Consider the following 16,051-nt stretch of genomic DNA (forward strand, 5'->3'; position numbering starts at 1 on the left):
GGTCCCCGGATGGAAGCGATCTGCCCCAGCTGCGGAGCCGCAAATCGAGCGGCGGCAAGGTTCTGCATCGGCTGCGTCAGGCCCCTGAAGGACGCACCCCTGCGCGCCCAGGCTCGAACTGTGCTGCAGCCCGCGTACACGGCCACTGTCCCGTCCACACGGGTGGAGGCCTCCGGCGACAGAGACCGGCGATGGACCAGCGCGCTTTCGAGGCAGGCACTTCTCGAGGGAACGACGATCGAGGGCTTCCAGATCCTGCGTCCCCTGGGCGAAGGCGGGTTCGGCATCGTCTATCTGGCCTGGGACGCGGTGCTGGAACGGCATGTGGCGCTCAAGGAGTACATGCCCTCGACGCTCGCCATCCGCAGCGATGACGCTCTGACTGTGTCGATGCGCTCCGAGCGCCACCGAGGCACCTTCGACGCGGGCCTCAAGAGCTTCCTGAACGAAGCCCGCCTCCTCGCCCGGTTCGACCATCCCGCGCTGCTCAAGGTCTTGCGGTTCTGGGAAGCCAACGGGACCGCCTACATGGCGATGCCGTACTACGAAGGTCCGACGCTGAAGGAAGTGCTGGCCGGCGAGCAGACCGCGCCTTCGCAGGACCAGCTTTGCGAATGGCTGCACCCCCTGCTGGATGCGCTCGCGGTCATCCACCGCGAGAACTGCCTGCACCGCGACATCTCTCCGGACAACATCCTTCTCACCAGCCTGGGGCCGGTCCTGTTGGACTTCGGCGCCGCCCGGCGCGTGATCAGCGACATGACCCAGAGCCTGACCGCGGTGCTGAAGCCGGGCTTCGCGCCCATCGAGCAGTACGGCGGCGCGATGACCCAGGGCCCTTGGACCGACATCTACGCGTTGGCCGGGGTCGTCTACTACGCGATCTCCGGGCAGTTGCCGCCGGCTTCGGCGGGACGGGTGGTGAGCGACAGCTTCGAGCCCCTGGCGGACACCTATGGAGGCCTCTACAGCGATGGATTCCTGCGCACCATCGATGCCTCCCTCTCGCTGCGCCCGGAAGCCAGGCCCCAGGACGTCGCGGAGTTCCGCGCATCGATGGATGCGCAGCCGATCGAAGCGATCCGGCCGGCGTTGGCGCCCGCCCGAGCGCCCGCCTCCGAAGCGGGGCCACTCGCTGCGGCCAATGTCACCGTCGTGATCGCCGCGGAGAGTCCCGACCTGCATGCGGAACCGCCAACCGATTTCGCGCCCACCCAATCGACAGCGCTCACGACGCCCTCGCCCCATCGCACTGCATTCCGCCCGGCAATGCTCCTCGCGCTCGTTCTTGCCTGCGGCGCAGCATGGTGGTTGGGCGCTCGGCGCGGACCTGTTCAGGCACAGACGCCCGCGCAGGTCGTGCCGGCTGCGGCAGCGGTTCCCGAACCGCAGGCGCTTGCGGCGCCACCCACGCGGGCAGTGAAAGACATGGCACCGGTCCTCTCCAACCCGGCGCCGGCGGAATCGTCCGAAGCCGCAGTTCGGGGATCGGCGAGCTCGGGTGCGCCCCTCAAACCGGTCCCGGTGGTCGCAGTGCGCCCTGCTGCAACGCGAGCCAAATCCCCGGCCTCTGCGCCGCAGTCCTCTGAAGCTGGGCCGCGCGCTGCGCGCGCGAACGCCACCCCGGCGCCGGCCCTCGCTGCGGCAAGCACGCTGCAGCGATGCAGCGACCTCGTCCTGAAATCGTCGCTGGACAGCTTGAGTCCCGACGAACTCACCTTCCAGAAGAGCCAATGCAAATAAGACCTCATGTCTTCACCTTGCCGCTGCTGTGCGGCCTGCTGCTGGGCATCGGTGCATCGACCCTTGCAGGCTGCAGCACCTCGAAGGTGGCTGCCGAGGCCCTGCCGTATGACCGGGCCATCCGCGTTGCCGCCGACGCGCTGCTCGACCAGGCGCAGCCGTTTTCCAGCATGCTGGCCGGCACGCAACGGCGCGCGGTCGTGCTCGACCCCACCCTCGATGCCGACAGCGGACAGCAGACGTCCGCCACGCAGCAACTGGACGTTGCCATCGGCGAGCGTGTGCAGCAGGCCCGGTACTTCGAACTCGTCCCCTTCGAGGCGGCCAACCTCAAGTCCGCGGAGTACCTGATCGTCGGCTCCGTGTCGCGCGCACAGGGCGGGCATCGCCTCGACCTTGCGCTGCTGGATCTCAAGACCGGCGGCGTGCTGGCCCAGAGCTCGGTGCTGGCACGACTGGACCCTGCCGACATGAAGCCGATCGGCTATTACCGCGACAGCCCCGTGCTCATGAAGGACGAGACGGTGGAGGGCTACCTTCGCACGACCCAGACGCGGGCGGGCAACCAGGCCGACGCGAGCTATCTGGGCAGGATCGGCGCGGCGGCGTCCATCAACGACGCGGCCAGGCTCTACAACAGCGGGCGCTATCGCGAGGCACTGGTCGAATACCGAGGGTTGGCCGCGACGCCGGCCGGCAACCAGATCCGGGTCCTGAGCGGGGTCTACCTCAGCAGCGTCAAGCTCGGGCGTACGGCCGAGGCCGAAGGCGCATTCGGGCGCCTGGTCGCCTATGGGCTCGCGCAGAAGAACCTGAGCGTGAAGTTCCTCTTCAATCCCGGCAGCACGGAATTCTGGGCCGACCCCCGTCTCACCAGCGCCTATGGCATGTGGCTGCGCCAGATCGCCAGGCAGGCGAGCAACGCGAAGGTCTGCATGGACATCGTGGGCCACACCAGCAGCACGGGCCCGGAAGAGGTCAACGACAGCCTGTCCGCCCGGCGTGCCTTGTTCATCAAGCAGAAGCTGAGTGCAGAGTCCACCGAACTCGCGGCACGCACCCGGACCATCGGCATGGGCTCGAGGCACAACCTGGTGGGCAGCGGCACCGACGATGTCGTCGACGCGCCGGATCGCCGCGTCGATTTTGCGATCGTGGATTGCGCGGCCTGAGGAAAATGTCATGAGCACGATGCTGAACATCGAACGCGCGCTGGCCGAGCTCGACCAGGCCCTGGGCAGCGCCAAGCCGGACCGGCGCGCCATCCCCTTCTACGGACCGACGCTTCTCGCCTCCATGAGCGAGAAGGACCAGGCCATGGCGCTGCACGCCGAGCAGGCCAGGTACCAACAGGACCCTGAGGCGTCGGCGGTGCACTTCTGTCTCACGGCCGCGATTTCCTTGCTCGAAGTGAGCCAGGTGCTCCTCAAGCAGGGCACTTCCATGACCCCTCAGGAGCGCGAGCGCCAATGGAAGACGTTGGTGGTCTACACGAAGACGGCGGGGCGCTCCGCCTACAGGGCGGCATCGATCCTCGCGGATCAAAAGGACTACGAACCGGTCCGGCCCGGCTGAGCCCGCGCTCCGCGCCGGGGTGGGGCTCAGAACACCGACAGCCCGGTCTTTGCGACGAACAGCTCCAGTGCCTTCCGACCCAGCAGCGAATTGCCCGTTGCGTCGAGCGCCGGTGACCAGACGCACAGCGTGAGCCGGTCGGGCACCACCGCGACGATGCCGCCGCCCACGCCGCTCTTGCAGGGCAGGCCGATCGAGAAGGCGACGTCGCCAGCGGCGTCGTAGGTGCCGCAGGTCAGCATCAGCGCGTTGATGCGACGCGCATGGCGCTCGGTGGTGATCTCGGCCTCGCCGGCGAGCGGATGGCGGCCGTCCCGGCACAGGAAGCCGGCCGCGCGCGCCAGCTGCACGCTGCTCATGCGCAGCGCGCATTGGTGGAAGTAGAGGTCGAGCACGGGTTCGACCGCGTTGTCGAGCTTGCCGAAGCTCTTCATGAAATTGGCGAGCGCGTAGTTGCGGTAGCCGGTGGCCGCCTCGGAGGCCGCCACTTCGGCATCGAAGAGGATCGGCTCGCCGCACAGGCTGCGCATGAACGCCAGCAGTTCCGACTTGGCGTCGCCGCGACTCAGCAGGCGGTCGGCGACCGCGATGGCGCCTGCATTGATGAACGGGTTGCGCGGCTTGCCTTGCTCGCTCTCGAGCTGCACCAGCGAGTTGAACGGATTGCCGGATGGCTCGCGGCCGATGCGCTCCCACAACCCATCGCCCAGGTGCCGCATCGCCAGCGTGAGGGTAAAGAGCTTGGAGATGCTCTGGATGGAGAAGGGCGTGGCGGCATCGCCGGCTGCGGCCTCCTCGCCCTGGCAGGTGCGCAGCGCGATGCCGAACTGCTGTGCTGCCACGCGTGCAAGCGCGGGGATGTAGCTGGCCACCGTGCCGGTCCGGCCCAGCAGCGGCCGGATCTCTTCATTGATCTCGTCGAGGAGAGGCTGGAAGTTCATCACTCGCGTCTGCGCGTGCCGTGCATGTCGAACGAATTTTCTTCAGTTAGCGCGACGCACGGCTTCGGCTTGCACCGCCGGGCTCGTGCGCCGGTTCACCAGTACGAGGCCCAGGGCCACGCCTGCCAACGCCAGCACCAACTGCAGCGTGAGCGGTTCGCCGAGCAGCACCACGCCGAAGACCAGCGCGAACAGCGGCGTGAGGAAGGTGAAGGAAGAGATCCGCGTGGCCGGGTAGTGCCTGAGCATCCACATCCAGGCCAGATAGCTCGCAAAGGCGCCAATGGCGGTCTGCAGCGAGATCGAGAACCAGGCATAGCTCGAGTAGGTGAGGCCCCAGCGTTCGCCGAGCGCGAGCGACAGCACAGGCGATACCGCCGCAGTGACCGCGATCTGATAGAAGAGCGTCTTCTCGGCGCTCGCGGTCGCGAGCCGCGTAGTGCGGATCGCGAGCGTCGTCAGGCCCCACAGCACGCCGCCCCCAAGGGCCAGCGCATCGCCCAGCAACTGGCCGGAGCTGCTGTGGCCGAAGCTCTCGCTGAAGGCGGCCACAACGCCGGTGAACGCGATCGCGAGGCCCAGCCACTGCACGCCGCGCAGCCGCTCGGTCGGCGCGAAGCGCGGCAGCAGCAGTGCCACGACGAAGGGCGAGGTGTAGAGGAACACCGTGAGCCGCGACGCCGTGGTGTGCTGCAGCCCGAGGTAGATGCAGACGAACTCGCCCGCGAACAGCAGGCCGGCAAGCAGGCCGCCTCGGAGCGTGCCGTCGCGCTCGAAAAGCGGCACGCGGCGCCACAGGCACCACGACCACAACAGCAGGATCGCGCCCGCCATGCGGATGGAGGCCTGCCACAGCGGCGGTACCTCGGTGACGGTTGTCTTGATCAGGATCTGCTGCAGGCCCCAGAAGGCGCAGCAGGCGATCAGCAGGGAGGTGGCGCGGGTGTCGAGGTGGTCCTTGCGGTCGATCATCGTTCTTGCTCTGTCCATGTTTTGCTCTGCACGTCTTTGTCTCTCTCGCGATGCGGGTCACGGACTTGCAGCGGGATACGGCGGCTTTCCGCGCGTGCCGATCATCAGGTCGTCGACGACCAGTTCGACGTCGGCCACGGCGCGCGCGGCCTTCCCGAGCCGGCGCGCCAGCGTGCGCGACGGCACGCAGCCCTGCAGGTAGACCCAGCGCCGCTGTACCACGGCCCAGACACTGGCGCGTCGGACGCCCGGCACGGCGGAGAGAGCGGCCTGCACCTGGGGCGCGATGGCCTTGTCGTAGCGGTAGGCGTTGCTGTCCTTGCAGCGTCCCTCCAGCCAGCAACTGGTGCCGCGCTCCAGCCGCGCATGCATTTGCGAGCGGCGCTCCTCGGCGGTGTAGAGCGGGCCTTCGGGCACAGGGCAGCCGCGCGCGCCCGACGACACCTGGAAGAAGGGATCGTCGAACCAGTTTTTCTTCTCGGGGCCGGCGGAGGCCGCCACGCAAGCGATGGCGAGCAGGGCCACGAACGCGCCGCGGCGCAGGCGTGAAGGCATGGGCCGATCGTAGCCCGCCCGTACGAAAGCGTCAGGCGGTGTTGCCGGGGCGCTGTCGGGACCGGTGCAGATCGGCGACCGGATGCACGCGCTGGATCGGCGCGCGGCTGACATCGCGGCGCGCGATCTTCGCCACCTCGCGCATCAGCGCACGGGCGTCCCAATCGACTGGCCAGCCCTTCCACAGACGCAGCGCGCCGTGCACGAACACGGCTTCGATCTGATCGCGGTTCGCGAAGCGCACCAGCTCCCAGCTCAGGTCCCAGCTCGGCACGAACTCGGGCACGTCCAGGTCGAGGAGCAGGAAGTCGGCGGCCAGGCCCTCTGCGATGCGGCCGGTGCGCGCGCCCAGTCCGGCGGCGTCCGCGCCTCGATGCGTCGCATGGTCGAGCCAGAGCCAGCCGCCGCCGCAGGAAGAGTCGCCGTTGGCCAGGCCCTGCGTGAGGCGCTGCGTGGCCTCGGCGGCATCCATGAGGCGGAAGCCGTCGGCGCGCGTGCCGTCGGTGCCGAGGCCGAAAGGCACGCCGAGCACTTCGAGCAGCCCGGCGTCGAGCACGGCGTTGCCTTTCCATTGGCTGGCCACGGGGTTGTAGGCCACCGCGGCGCCGCTGTCGCGCAAGAGGCCCAGCTCGCGCGGGGTCAGCAGCGTGGCATGGGCCAGCAGGGCCGAGGCGTTGAGCGCGCCGCAGGCCTGCAGAAGCTCGAGCGGGCGCAGGCCGCGCGCGACGAGCGAGCGCTCGACGGCCGCCAGGTGTTCGTTGACGTGGGTCTGGAAGCGCCGCCCGCTTTCGAGCGTGAGCGCCGCGACCGCGCGCAGCATGCGGTCAGTCGCGGCCTCGGGAATCGAGATCGCGAGCGAGGGATGCACCAGGGGATCGTGTTCGAGCCGCGCGAGGAAGGTGGCCGCGGCATCGAGGATGCGGCGGCCAGCAGCTTCGTCGCCATCCAGCCCGGCGTCGTTGCAGATCATGCCGAGCACGCAGCGGATGCCGGCGTCGCGCGCTGCGCTCGCCACGGCATCGAGGCCGGCTTCGGAGCGCGTGCCCGCGTCGACCACGGTGGTGAAGCCGCCGCGCAGCGATTCCAGTGCCGAGAGCTTGGCGGACAGATACGCGGCGTCGGCGTCGAGCGTGGCTTCCATCGGCACCCAGATGCGGCGGAAGATCTCCGAAGGCTCGCCGAAGGCCAATGCCTTGCCGAAGGACTGCGTGAGGTGGGTATGGGTGTCGATCAAGCCCGGCATCAGCAGGCGCTGCGGCAGTTCGATTGCCGCGAGGCCTGGTTGCGCTGCGCGCACCTCGGCGAGCGGGGCCACCTGCGCGAAGTGGCCGTCGCGCACCACCACGCCCAGGCCCTGGCGCGGGCCGTCGGTCAGCATCACCCACTCGGGCGCCAGCAGCAGCGGCTGGCCTGACTGCAGGAGTTCGGGAGACAGCATGGCGTTTCCTTGGATGAATCGATCAGGCCAGCAGCAGCCAGGCGAACCAGGCACCCACGGCCAGCAGCAGCAGCGAGACGAAGCGCTGCAGCTGCCGCATGTTCAGGCCGGCGGCGGCGCGCTGCCCGGCGATGGAGCCCGCGAGCATCAGCAGGCCGCACAGGGCCGCCAGCCGGAGATCGAGGCGGCCTTCGATCGCATGCACCGTGCTGCTGGCCAAGGCCACGGGCAGTTGCACCGCCTGCGCGGCCACCACCGCGAAGACGACGGGCTGGCGCAGCAGCATCAGCAGCGGCAAGACCAGCACCGGGCCACCGGTGCCCGTGAGCGCGGAACCGAGCCCTACCGCGATACCGAGTGCAAGCAGCACCGGCGTGCCGAGCGGAGCCGCGGGTTCCGACTTCATCGCCGAGGCGCGCAGGCCGCGCCAGCCCGAAAACAGCACCAGCAGGGTCACCCCGGTCATCAGCGCGGCGGCAGGCAACCAGCGCACCAGCAGCGCGCCCGCGGCCGCCCCCGCGAGGGCGCCGGCCAGCAAAGGGACACAGCGCGCCGCCTGCGCGCGCTCGCGCATGAGCGGGCGCAGCGCCACCAGCGCCGGCAGGGCGAAGCCGAGCGACGCTGCGGCGATGGCCTGCGGCAGCGGCACCGCCCCGAGCTTGGTCAGCACCGGCACCAGCAGCACGCCGCCGATGCCGCTCGCGCCGATCAGGCCGCCGGCGAGCAACACGGCAGGCAGCACGATCCAGGCACTGGCGAGCGACATCAGCATGGAGACGATCCTTGTTTTTCTATTCGGCCTTGATGCCGGCAGTCTGCACCACGCCGGCGATGGTCTTGCGTTCCTTCGCCAGGTAGTCGCCGAAGGCAGGGCCTGCGATCAACTGCGGCTTGACGGCAATTTCGGCGAGCTTGCGGATGACTTCGGGGTCCTTGAGCGTGGCATCGAGGGCTTTGACCCACGTCGCCGTCACCGCGGCCGGGGTACCGGCGGGCGCCAGCAGGCCGAGCCACGCATCCATCTCCATGCCCTTGAGTTCGGGCGACTCCGCAAGTGCGGGAATGGCCGGCGCGATGGCCGAGCGGGCCAGCGAGGTCACCCCGAACGCCCTGACCTTGCCGTCCTTCACGAAGGGGAGTGCCAGCGACAGCGGCAGCACGGCCAGGTCGACCTGGCCGCCGGCCACGTCGGTCAGCACCTGGGGGCCCGACTTGTAGGGCACGTGCGTCAGGTCGATGCCCGCGCGCTGCTTGAACATCTCGGCCGTGACGTGCAGCGACGTGCCCACCCCGTCGGTGCCGAAGTTGAGCTTGCCGGGCTGCGCCTTCGCCAGCTGGATCAGTTCAGCGGTGGTGTGAGCGGGCAGGGCGGGCTTTCCGATGAGGACGAAGGGAGAGGTGCCCACGGTCGCGACGGGAACGAAGTCCTTGAAGCTGTCGTAGCGCACCGCCGACGGTGCCACCAGCGGCGCCACGTTGAGCGGGCTCGCCACCGCGAAGAGCAGGGTGTAGCCGTCCGGCGCCGCGCGAGCCGCCTTCTGCGTGCCGATGGTGCCGGCAGCGCCCGCCACGTTCTCGATCACCACCGGCTGCTTGAGCTGCTCGCCGAGCTTGGCGGTGAGCAGGCGCGCCGTGGCATCGACGCCACCGCCGGCGGCGAACGGCACAATCAGCGTGATCGGCTTGGCGGGATAGCTTTGCGCCTGGGCCGCCGTGCCGGCGGCTAGCGCCATCGCGGCGGCGGTGGAACGGAAGAAGAAGGCTCGGGCTGCGGACATGGTCGTTTCCTTGGTCGGTGAATGAACGGAAAGAAGCACCCTGGCGGTGCAGAATCTACTTGTTATGACAAGTTATGACAAGCGACGCAAGTCGTATGCCAGCGTCGGCGTCAAGGCCATCGATGTCTGAGCTTCCTCAGTCCTTGCACGCGCAGCTTCGCGACGCGCTGCGCGCGCGCATCCTCGACGGCGAACTCGAACCGGGGGCCAAGCTGCCTTCCGAATCAGAACTGACGGCGGCGCACGGCGTCAGCCGCATTACCGTGCGGCAGGCGCTGAGTGCGCTCCAGGCCGAGGGCCTGATCGTCAAGCTGCACGGGAAAGGGGCATTCGTGTCCCATTCGAAGGCATCCCAGAGTCTCAACCGGCTGCAGGGACTGAACGAGGCGCTGTCGCTTGAACAGCACGCAGTCAGCAGCAAGCGGCTCGCATGGCGCGAAGTGAAGGCGCCCGCCTCGGTGGCACGACAGCTGCAATTGCCGGCCGGCGAGGTGGTGTACCACCTGCAGACGCTGCGCTACCTGGACCGCGAGCCGCTCTCGGTGAACAGTTCCTGGCTGCCGCGCTTCCTGGGGGAACGGCTGGCGCGCGTCGATTTCTCGCAGCGCGACCTCATCGAGGTCTTCGAGCACGAGGGCGGGCTCGACATCGGCGAGGCACAGCTCGAAATCGGAGCCGGCCTGGCGAAGCCGCAGGAGGCGAAGCTGTTGCAGCTCAAGCCTGGGGCGCCGGTGTTGCAGGTGGAGCGGCTGCTGCACCTGTCCGGCGGCGGCCCGGTCCATGTGGAGGTCGCGGTCTACCGTGCCGACACCTTCCGCTACAAGCTCAGCCTCCGGCGCTGAGGCTCACAGCGACGTCAGCGACTACAGCGGGTGCTCGGTATAGAACCGGCCGCCGTGGAACAGCAGCGGAGAGGCGCCGGGGCTGTGCGCGCAGCGCTCGACCTCGCCGACGAAGATCACGTGGTCTCCTTCGTCGTAGCGGCTGCGGTTGAAGCATTCGAAGCTCGCCGCCACGCCTGCAAGCACCGGCGCGCCGCCGTAGCCTTCGGTGAAGGCGACATCCACCCAACGGTCCACGTCCTTGGTGGCGAAACGCTCGGCCAGGTCCTTCTGGTTGGAGCCCAGGATGTTGATCGCATAGTGCGAGCCAGTGCTGAGCGCGACCATCGAGGCGGCGCTGCGCGCCAGGCTCCACAGCACCAGCGGCGGATCGAGCGACACGGAGTTGAAGGAATTGGCCGTGAGGCCGACCAGCCGTCCGTTGGCCGCGCGCGCGGTGACGATGGTGACGCCGGTCGCGAACATGCCCAGGGCTGCGCGGAATTCGTCGGTCGTGAAGGAGGGCGGTTTCGCCTGGGCGGGAGCGGTCACGGAGGAGCTGCGAAGTGAGGGGATATTCTGGCCGATCACTCCGGCGGGCGCCGCCTCCCGGGTTCAGCCGAAGAACCAGTAGCCGACGCCAATGGCACCCAGCACACCGGCGAGCTCGGCCAGAAGCGCGCAACCCACCGCGTGCCGGGCCCGATGGATGCCCACGGCGCCGAAGTAAACGGCCAGCACGTAGAAGGTGGTTTCCGTGCTGCCCTGGATGGTGGCTGCAACCTTCGCCGCGAAGCTGTCGACACCCTGGCTCTGCATGGTCTCGATCAGCATCGCGCGCGCCGCACTGCCTGAGAAGGGCTTGACCAGCGCAGTGGGCAGGGCGTCGATGAAGCGCGTGTCCCAGCCCGCGAGGCCGACCGCCCAGCGGACGCCCGACAGCACGAACTCCAGCGCACCCGAAGCCCGAAGCACGCCTACTGCGCACAGCATTGCCACCAGGTAGGGCAGCAGGTTCTTCGCCACGTCGAAGCCTTCCTTTGCGCCCTCGACGAAGCACTCGTAGACCTTGACGCGGCGCAGCGCGCCGGCCAGCAGGAAGACGAGCACGATTCCGAAGAGCGTGAGGTTGCCCAGCAGCGAGGAGAGCGAGGCCAGCGCGGCAGCCGAGAGCGTGGCCAGCAGCGCAATGAAGCCGGCGAGCAGCAGTGCGCCGGGCAGCAGATACGCGAGCACGACCGGGTCCCACAACCTGAGCCGCTGCACGAAGGCCACCGAGAGGAGGCCCACCAGCGTCGAGCAGCTGGTGGCGAGCAGGATCGGCAGGAACACCAGGGTCGGATCGGCCGCACCCTGCTGCGCACGGTACATGAAGATGGTGACGGGCAGCAGCGTGAGAGACGAGGCATTGAGCACGAGGAACAGGATCTGCGCATTGCTCGCCGTGGTCGCGCTCGGATTGAGGCTTTGCAACTCGCGCATTGCCTTCAGCCCGATGGGCGTGGCTGCGTTGTCCAGGCCCAGTGCATTGGCCGCGAAGTTCATGGTTATGAGGCCCAGCGCCGGATGCCCCGCGGGCACTTCGGGCATGAGCCGCCGGAACAGGGGGCCGAGCAGCCGCGCAAGACCAGCGACCAGGCCCGCGGCCTCGGCGATGCGCAGGAAGCCCATCCACAGCGTCAGCGTGCCGAACAGCAGCACCATCACTTCGACCGAGAGCTTGGCCATGCCGAACAGGCTGTCCACGATGGCGGCGAACACCGTCGCATCGCCGCCGATCAGCCAGCGCGAGAATGCGGCCAAGGCTGCCGCCAGAAAAAAGCCGAGCCACAAGCCGTTGAGCACGCGTATCCCTTTGCCGATGCCGTTCTTCGAAGTTGCGCGCGATCATAGGCGGCGCCGTGGCGTCCTCTTCTCCTTGAAAGACCTATGAATCTTCGCCGTCGAGATCTGAATCGCGCCGCGCTGTGGCTCGCCCTGTGCGGCTGGGCGGCCGCGCCGCCTGCGCGCGCGCAACCGGCGCCGCGCTGGCGTTCGAACCCTTTCACGCTCGGAGTCGCCAGCGGCCAGCCGCGGCCGGACAGTGTCGTGCTCTGGACGCGGCTGGTGGCCGAGGACGACGAGCCGGGTTTCGAGGGTCTTCAGCGCTGCGCCGTGCACTACGAAGTCTTCGGCGATGCCGAGCTCAAGCGACCTGTCATGCAGGGGGAAGTGCATGCCGAAGCGGCGCACGCCTTCAGCGTGCACGTGCACGTGCAAGGCTTGGCGCCGCAACGCGAGTACTGGTACCGCTTCAGCTGCGGTGATGCACGCAGCACGGTCGGACGCACGCGCACGGCCCCTGCCGTGGATGCGGCGGTGCCGCGGCTGCGCTTCGCACTCGCCTCCTGCCAGAACTACGAGCATGGCTACTACGCGGCGCATCGCGAGATCTCGACGCGCGAGCTCGACTTCGTGCTCTTCGCCGGCGACTACATCTACGAAGGCAGCAGCCAGGGGCCGATGCCGCGCCGTCACGGAGCGCCCATTCCGTTGACGTTAGAGGAATACCGAGCGCGCCATGCGCTGTACAAGCGCGACGCCGATCTGCAGGCCGCACATGCAGCCCACCCGTGGATCCTGACCTGGGACGACCACGAGGTGGTCAACGACTACGCCAACGATCGCGACCCGGCGTACACCGAGCCTGCGCTCTTCCTGCAGCGCCGCGCGGCGGCCTACCGCGCCTACTTCGAGCACATGCCGCTGCTGCTGCCGCCGCAAGGGGCCGCGATGCGCATTCACGACCGCTTCGCCTGGGGGCGGCTGGCCGAGCTCTGGACGCTCGACACGCGGCAGTACCGCAGCCACCACGTCTGCCCGGACCCGGCGCACGACTGGGGACGCCTGGTGATCGGCTGCGAGGCGTTGGCGGACCCGTCGCGCACCATGCTCGGCGCCGACCAGGCGCGGTGGCTCGCGCAGGGCCTGGCGGCATCCGGAAGGCAATGGAAGCTGCTGGGGCAATCCACCCAGATGAGCTCCGCCAGCCTCGATGCGCCGCGGGGCCGCCAATCCTGGACCGACGGCTGGGACGGCTATCCCGAGGCGCGGCGGCAGTTGCTGCAAGGCATCGGCGAGGGAGGCCTGCGCGACGTGGTGGTGCTGGGCGGCGACGTGCACCGGTACGTGGCCGCCGACCTGCGCGTGGTGCCCAACGACACGGCGTCGCCGGTGGTCGCAAGCGAGTTCGTCGGCGGCTCGATCAGCTCGCGCGGCGCCAGCCGGACCTCGATGGAATGGCTGCAGCGCGACAACCCCGACGTGCTGCATGCGCGCGGCGACGAGCGCGGCTATGCCTTCATCGAGGCCACACCCAAGGCCATGCAGTGCGAGTTCCGCGCGACTGCGCATCCGGCGGCGCCCGACGCGCGCTTCCACACCCAGGCGCGTTTCGCCGTCGAAGCCGGCCATGCGGGCGTGAAGCCGGCATGAGCCTGCTCAGGCGGTGCGCGCTGGACGCCTCGGCGGCACCTCGATGAGCAGCTCGGGTCTGAAACCCTCCTGCTCCCCCTTGGTCTCGTAGCCCAGCGGGTTCGCCACGACCCGGCAACCGTCCTTCACATAGTCGAAGGCGCAATGCAGGTGGCCGTGAAGCCACAGGTCGGCGCGGGGCAGCAGCTCGTCCAGCGAGTTGCAGAAGCCCGCAGTGCCAGGGCTCAGTCCGTAACGCGGATCGGCGCTCGCCAGCGTCGGCGCGAAGTGCGTGACAGCCACGGTCGGCCCCTCGAAGTGTTGAGCCAATGCCTGACGCAGCCAGGCCTGGCACGTCAGTGAGTGCTCTCTCAACGCGTCGGCGAGAAAGATCTCGCCGGCCCGCATGGTCCCTGCTTTCTCCAAGTAGAAGTTGGCGGCACGCATCGCTTTGCCGCGCTTCTTCAGGGCCTCGCTCATGCTGTCGCCGTGCTCGATCAGCGCATCGAAGTCGGCCCACAAGGTGGTGCCGATGAAGCGGACGCCGTCGATCACGCGGCTTTCGCGCTCGAGCCACTGGATCTCCAGTGCCTCGCACAACGCGCGCAGGCGCTCGTGGGTTTGGTCGAAGTCGGCGCTGTCGTATTCGTGATTGCCCGGCACGTAAAGCACCGGGGTCGGCCAGCCGTGGCGTGGTGAAAAGCGGGTGAGACCGAAGTCGGGCTCGAGCAGGCGCGATCCCGATTGATAGGAGCCGATATCGCCAGCGAGGATCAGCAGATCGGCGCCGGGTGCCGGCGTGATGCAGCACCGGGGATGCACCTCCAGATGAAGATCCGAGAGCAGCTGAAGCTTCATTGCGCCAGTCTAGGCGAATATCCCTATGCGCAAAGCGCATGAGGTTGGGCTGGAAATATTGGGGAAAACCCTTAATCTTGGTTCATCACCCACTCCAGCGCGGCTTGCACGCCCGCAAACGTCATGTTCAGCCTAGTTGCCCAAGCGGCACGCCTGTTTCGCTTCAACCCCGTCGAAACCCCTTCGAGCCCAGCCACCGCCTTGATGGAAAGCGCCGGCTCCCGCGCCGGCCTGGATGCGCACCACGCGCAGGAACTGCGCGCTGCCGCGACCGCCTGGCTCAGCGTCGTTCGCTAAGCCGGTCCGCCGGGCGCGCCGGCAAAGGCCGCCCTTGCCGAACGCAGCAGCGCTTGCCGCAGCCAACCATGGGCCGGCCCGTGCTGCGCCCGCCGATGCCAGATGGCGTCCACATGCACCAGCGGCTGCTGAAAAGGCAGCTCCTGCAGCAAGAACTGCTCGTCGATACCCGTCACCTTGACGAAATGCCGGGGTAGCACCGTCAGCAGGTCCGAATTGGCCACCACCCGGCCGGCGGTGAAGAACTGGTTGACCGTCGCCACGATGCGCCGCTCCCGGCCCAGCGCACCGAGCGTCTGGTCGATGAAGCCGTAGGGCCGGCCCGAGAAGCTCACCAGCAGGTGGCGCGCCGTGCAGAACGCATCCAGCGTCAGCGGCTGCCCCGCGAGCGGATGGCCACGCCGCATCACGCACACGTATTCGCCCACGTAGAGCCGCTGTGTGTCGAATGGCAGCAGGGCGGCATCGGACTGTCCGCGCGCAGCCAAGTTGGCGATCACTGCCGGAAAGTAGCCGATGGCCATGTCTACCTCCTCGCTCTCGAGCAGACGTCGGGGATCGCGCGTGGTCAGGGGCAGGACCCGTAGCGAAATGGCGGGTGCCTCTTCCTCGACGATCTTGATCAGCCCCGGAATCAGCTCCGCTGCAGTGGCATCAGCCATGGCGAGAACGAAGGTGTTGTCGGCGATGGCTGGATCGAATTCGCCCGGCGCCAGCGTGTGCTGCAGTTGTTGCAACGCGCCGCGCACGGTGGGCCACAGCGCCATTGCGCGCGGCGTGGGCTCGACGCCGGCGCCCGAGCGACGCACGAGTTCGTCGCCCAGCGTTTCGCGCAGCCGCCGCAACGCATTGCTCACGGCGGGCTGCGTGATCGAGAGATTGCGGGCCGCGCGCGTGAGATTGCGCTCGGCCATCACCTCGTCGAAGACGCGCAGGAGGTTCAGGTCCAATGTGCGAAAGTTGACATCCATAAGTACGATGAATGATAGACATCATGAAGCTAAAGTGGAAAAGCACTAGGGAAACCACTAATATCACTGCATCGGTATTAGTCATCAGTCCTAGGAGGGACCTCATCATGACCAGCTTTGTCCATGTTGAACAACCGGCCACTCATCCGGGCGTTGCCCGCGCTGAAGCCGTCATCGACCACATTCGCTCTGCCCGCCGCAGCTTCGACGGCGCCCGCGGTTTGGCAGCCTTGCTGCTGGCGGCGATCGTCGCCTCGCTGCTCGTCGTCGCCGACTCGCTCATCTCGACCTGGAACGACGGTGGGTTGCTCGTCGCCTGGCTCGTCATGTGGGGCGTGGGTTTTGCAGCCCTCGGCCTTTTCGCCGGCACCGCGCGCAGCGTGGCGGTTCGGACAGTGACGGCGGTTCGCACGTCGGCACGCCGCATGGCCGCCGCCCGCGCCGACGAGCAGTTCCTGGCCTATGCCAAGCAGGATCCGCGCATTCTTCGCGATCTGCAGGCAATCAGCACGCGCCAGGAAACGGAGGCGACCGAGATCGCGGCATCGGCCAAGATCGCTGCCGACGCGAGCGTGCCGACCCTGTACTCGGCGCTGCGCGCCGTGAACCTCGGCCAGCACTACTGATCGATCGCGTGATGAAAAAAGCC

At 68.3% G+C, this 16,051-nt stretch carries 17 protein-coding genes; 7 read left to right on the top strand and 10 right to left on the bottom strand.

The features are described from left to right. The first annotated feature begins 120 nt into the window (after positions 1–120). From G3W89_RS01180 to G3W89_RS01190, 3 genes are read left to right on the top strand one after another with little or no spacing between them, the layout of a single operon-like run. Positions 121–1,743 carry a serine/threonine protein kinase gene (locus tag G3W89_RS01180; RefSeq protein ID WP_232076252.1) on the top strand — a complete coding sequence of 541 codons (1,623 nt, stop codon included), beginning with the start codon at positions 121–123 and terminating at the stop codon, positions 1,741–1,743. Beyond that, positions 1,734–2,915: an OmpA family protein gene (locus G3W89_RS01185; RefSeq protein ID WP_162572395.1), complete on the top strand. Its 1,182-nt coding sequence runs from the start codon at positions 1,734–1,736 to the stop codon at positions 2,913–2,915. The genes G3W89_RS01180 and G3W89_RS01185 overlap by 10 nt, the downstream gene beginning before the upstream one ends. Before the next feature lie 10 nt (positions 2,916–2,925). Further along, positions 2,926–3,318 (top strand): hypothetical protein, encoded by a 393-nt coding sequence (locus tag G3W89_RS01190; RefSeq protein WP_162572396.1) that lies wholly within the window; start codon positions 2,926–2,928, stop codon positions 3,316–3,318. Positions 3,319–3,344: 26 nt separating this feature from the next. Here G3W89_RS01190 and G3W89_RS01195 read toward each other — a convergent pair whose 3' ends face one another. From G3W89_RS01195 to G3W89_RS01220, 6 genes are read right to left on the bottom strand one after another with little or no spacing between them, the layout of a single operon-like run. Further along, a complete protein-coding gene (locus tag G3W89_RS01195; protein WP_162572397.1) occupies positions 3,345–4,259 on the bottom strand; it encodes a glutaminase in 915 nt (304 codons plus the stop codon). A 42-nt stretch (positions 4,260–4,301) separates the two neighbouring features. Further along, positions 4,302–5,231: a DMT family transporter gene (locus G3W89_RS01200; RefSeq protein ID WP_162577266.1), complete on the bottom strand. Its 930-nt coding sequence runs from the start codon at positions 5,229–5,231 to the stop codon at positions 4,302–4,304. Between the two features lie 57 nt (positions 5,232–5,288). Beyond that, on the bottom strand, positions 5,289–5,786 hold the full coding sequence (locus G3W89_RS01205) for a BON domain-containing protein (RefSeq protein WP_162572398.1): 498 nt from the start codon (positions 5,784–5,786) through the stop codon (positions 5,289–5,291). Between the two features lie 31 nt (positions 5,787–5,817). Further along, the gene (locus G3W89_RS01210; RefSeq protein ID WP_162572399.1) at positions 5,818–7,224 is read right to left on the bottom strand and encodes an amidohydrolase family protein; all 1,407 of its coding nucleotides are present in this window, start codon (positions 7,222–7,224) and stop codon (positions 5,818–5,820) included. Positions 7,225–7,246: 22 nt separating this feature from the next. Then, positions 7,247–7,996 carry a sulfite exporter TauE/SafE family protein gene (locus tag G3W89_RS01215; protein WP_232076254.1) on the bottom strand — a complete coding sequence of 250 codons (750 nt, stop codon included), beginning with the start codon at positions 7,994–7,996 and terminating at the stop codon, positions 7,247–7,249. Positions 7,997–8,015: 19 nt separating this feature from the next. Next, the gene (locus tag G3W89_RS01220) at positions 8,016–9,002 is read right to left on the bottom strand and encodes a Bug family tripartite tricarboxylate transporter substrate binding protein (protein ID WP_162572400.1); all 987 of its coding nucleotides are present in this window, start codon (positions 9,000–9,002) and stop codon (positions 8,016–8,018) included. Between the two features lie 122 nt (positions 9,003–9,124). Here G3W89_RS01220 and G3W89_RS01225 point away from each other — a divergent pair, with 122 nt between their 5' ends. Next, positions 9,125–9,844 carry a GntR family transcriptional regulator gene (locus G3W89_RS01225; RefSeq protein ID WP_162572401.1) on the top strand — a complete coding sequence of 240 codons (720 nt, stop codon included), beginning with the start codon at positions 9,125–9,127 and terminating at the stop codon, positions 9,842–9,844. A gap of 21 nt (positions 9,845–9,865) precedes the next feature. On the opposite strand, the gene G3W89_RS01230 is transcribed toward G3W89_RS01225, so the two are convergent. Beyond that, positions 9,866–10,309, bottom strand: coding sequence for a flavin reductase family protein (locus G3W89_RS01230; protein WP_443083191.1), 444 nt, complete (start codon positions 10,307–10,309; stop codon positions 9,866–9,868). 129 nt (positions 10,310–10,438) lie between these two features. Then, complete coding sequence (locus G3W89_RS01235) at positions 10,439–11,668, bottom strand: nucleoside recognition domain-containing protein (protein WP_162572403.1); 1,230 nt, start codon at positions 11,666–11,668, stop codon at positions 10,439–10,441. A gap of 84 nt (positions 11,669–11,752) precedes the next feature. On the opposite strand from G3W89_RS01235, the gene G3W89_RS01240 reads away from it, so the two are divergent. Beyond that, on the top strand, positions 11,753–13,297 hold the full coding sequence (locus G3W89_RS01240) for an alkaline phosphatase D family protein (protein ID WP_162572404.1): 1,545 nt from the start codon (positions 11,753–11,755) through the stop codon (positions 13,295–13,297). A gap of 6 nt (positions 13,298–13,303) precedes the next feature. Here G3W89_RS01240 and G3W89_RS01245 read toward each other — a convergent pair whose 3' ends face one another. Next, positions 13,304–14,134 (bottom strand): metallophosphoesterase, encoded by an 831-nt coding sequence (locus G3W89_RS01245; protein WP_162572405.1) that lies wholly within the window; start codon positions 14,132–14,134, stop codon positions 13,304–13,306. 123 nt (positions 14,135–14,257) lie between these two features. Between G3W89_RS01245 and G3W89_RS32920 the strand changes: the two genes are divergently transcribed. Continuing rightward, complete coding sequence (locus tag G3W89_RS32920) at positions 14,258–14,431, top strand: hypothetical protein (protein ID WP_174258223.1); 174 nt, start codon at positions 14,258–14,260, stop codon at positions 14,429–14,431. On the opposite strand, the gene G3W89_RS01250 is transcribed toward G3W89_RS32920, so the two are convergent. Next, positions 14,428–15,402 (bottom strand): LysR family transcriptional regulator, encoded by a 975-nt coding sequence (locus tag G3W89_RS01250; protein ID WP_162572406.1) that lies wholly within the window; start codon positions 15,400–15,402, stop codon positions 14,428–14,430. The genes G3W89_RS32920 and G3W89_RS01250 overlap by 4 nt on opposite strands. Before the next feature lie 107 nt (positions 15,403–15,509). Here G3W89_RS01250 and G3W89_RS01255 point away from each other — a divergent pair, with 107 nt between their 5' ends. Continuing rightward, a complete protein-coding gene (locus tag G3W89_RS01255; RefSeq protein ID WP_162572407.1) occupies positions 15,510–16,028 on the top strand; it encodes a hypothetical protein in 519 nt (172 codons plus the stop codon). The last annotated feature ends 23 nt before the right edge of the window (positions 16,029–16,051 follow it).

This window comes from Variovorax sp. PBL-H6 (genome assembly GCF_901827155.1).
Taxonomy (GTDB): domain Bacteria; phylum Pseudomonadota; class Gammaproteobacteria; order Burkholderiales; family Burkholderiaceae_C; genus Variovorax.

What these genes read in the sequence shown, in the direction of transcription:
- G3W89_RS01185 (WP_162572395.1), top strand. Translation starts at nt 1,734, where the DNA reads ATGCAAATAAGACCTCATGTCTTCACCTTGCCGCTGCTGTGCGGCCTG.
- G3W89_RS01190 (WP_162572396.1), top strand. Translation starts at nt 2,926, where the DNA reads ATGAGCACGATGCTGAACATCGAACGCGCGCTGGCCGAGCTCGACCAG.
- G3W89_RS01195 (WP_162572397.1), bottom strand. Translation starts at nt 4,259, where the DNA reads ATGAACTTCCAGCCTCTCCTCGACGAGATCAATGAAGAGATCCGGCCG.
- G3W89_RS01200 (WP_162577266.1), bottom strand. Translation starts at nt 5,231, where the DNA reads ATGATCGACCGCAAGGACCACCTCGACACCCGCGCCACCTCCCTGCTG.
- G3W89_RS01205 (WP_162572398.1), bottom strand. Translation starts at nt 5,786, where the DNA reads ATGCCTTCACGCCTGCGCCGCGGCGCGTTCGTGGCCCTGCTCGCCATC.
- G3W89_RS01210 (WP_162572399.1), bottom strand. Translation starts at nt 7,224, where the DNA reads ATGCTGTCTCCCGAACTCCTGCAGTCAGGCCAGCCGCTGCTGCTGGCG.
- G3W89_RS01215 (WP_232076254.1), bottom strand. Translation starts at nt 7,996, where the DNA reads ATGCTGATGTCGCTCGCCAGTGCCTGGATCGTGCTGCCTGCCGTGTTG.
- G3W89_RS01220 (WP_162572400.1), bottom strand. Translation starts at nt 9,002, where the DNA reads ATGTCCGCAGCCCGAGCCTTCTTCTTCCGTTCCACCGCCGCCGCGATG.
- G3W89_RS01225 (WP_162572401.1), top strand. Translation starts at nt 9,125, where the DNA reads ATGTCTGAGCTTCCTCAGTCCTTGCACGCGCAGCTTCGCGACGCGCTG.
- G3W89_RS01230 (WP_443083191.1), bottom strand. Translation starts at nt 10,309, where the DNA reads ATGTTCGCGACCGGCGTCACCATCGTCACCGCGCGCGCGGCCAACGGA.
- G3W89_RS01240 (WP_162572404.1), top strand. Translation starts at nt 11,753, where the DNA reads ATGAATCTTCGCCGTCGAGATCTGAATCGCGCCGCGCTGTGGCTCGCC.
- G3W89_RS01245 (WP_162572405.1), bottom strand. Translation starts at nt 14,134, where the DNA reads ATGAAGCTTCAGCTGCTCTCGGATCTTCATCTGGAGGTGCATCCCCGG.
- G3W89_RS32920 (WP_174258223.1), top strand. Translation starts at nt 14,258, where the DNA reads ATGTTCAGCCTAGTTGCCCAAGCGGCACGCCTGTTTCGCTTCAACCCC.
- G3W89_RS01250 (WP_162572406.1), bottom strand. Translation starts at nt 15,402, where the DNA reads ATGGATGTCAACTTTCGCACATTGGACCTGAACCTCCTGCGCGTCTTC.
- G3W89_RS01255 (WP_162572407.1), top strand. Translation starts at nt 15,510, where the DNA reads ATGACCAGCTTTGTCCATGTTGAACAACCGGCCACTCATCCGGGCGTT.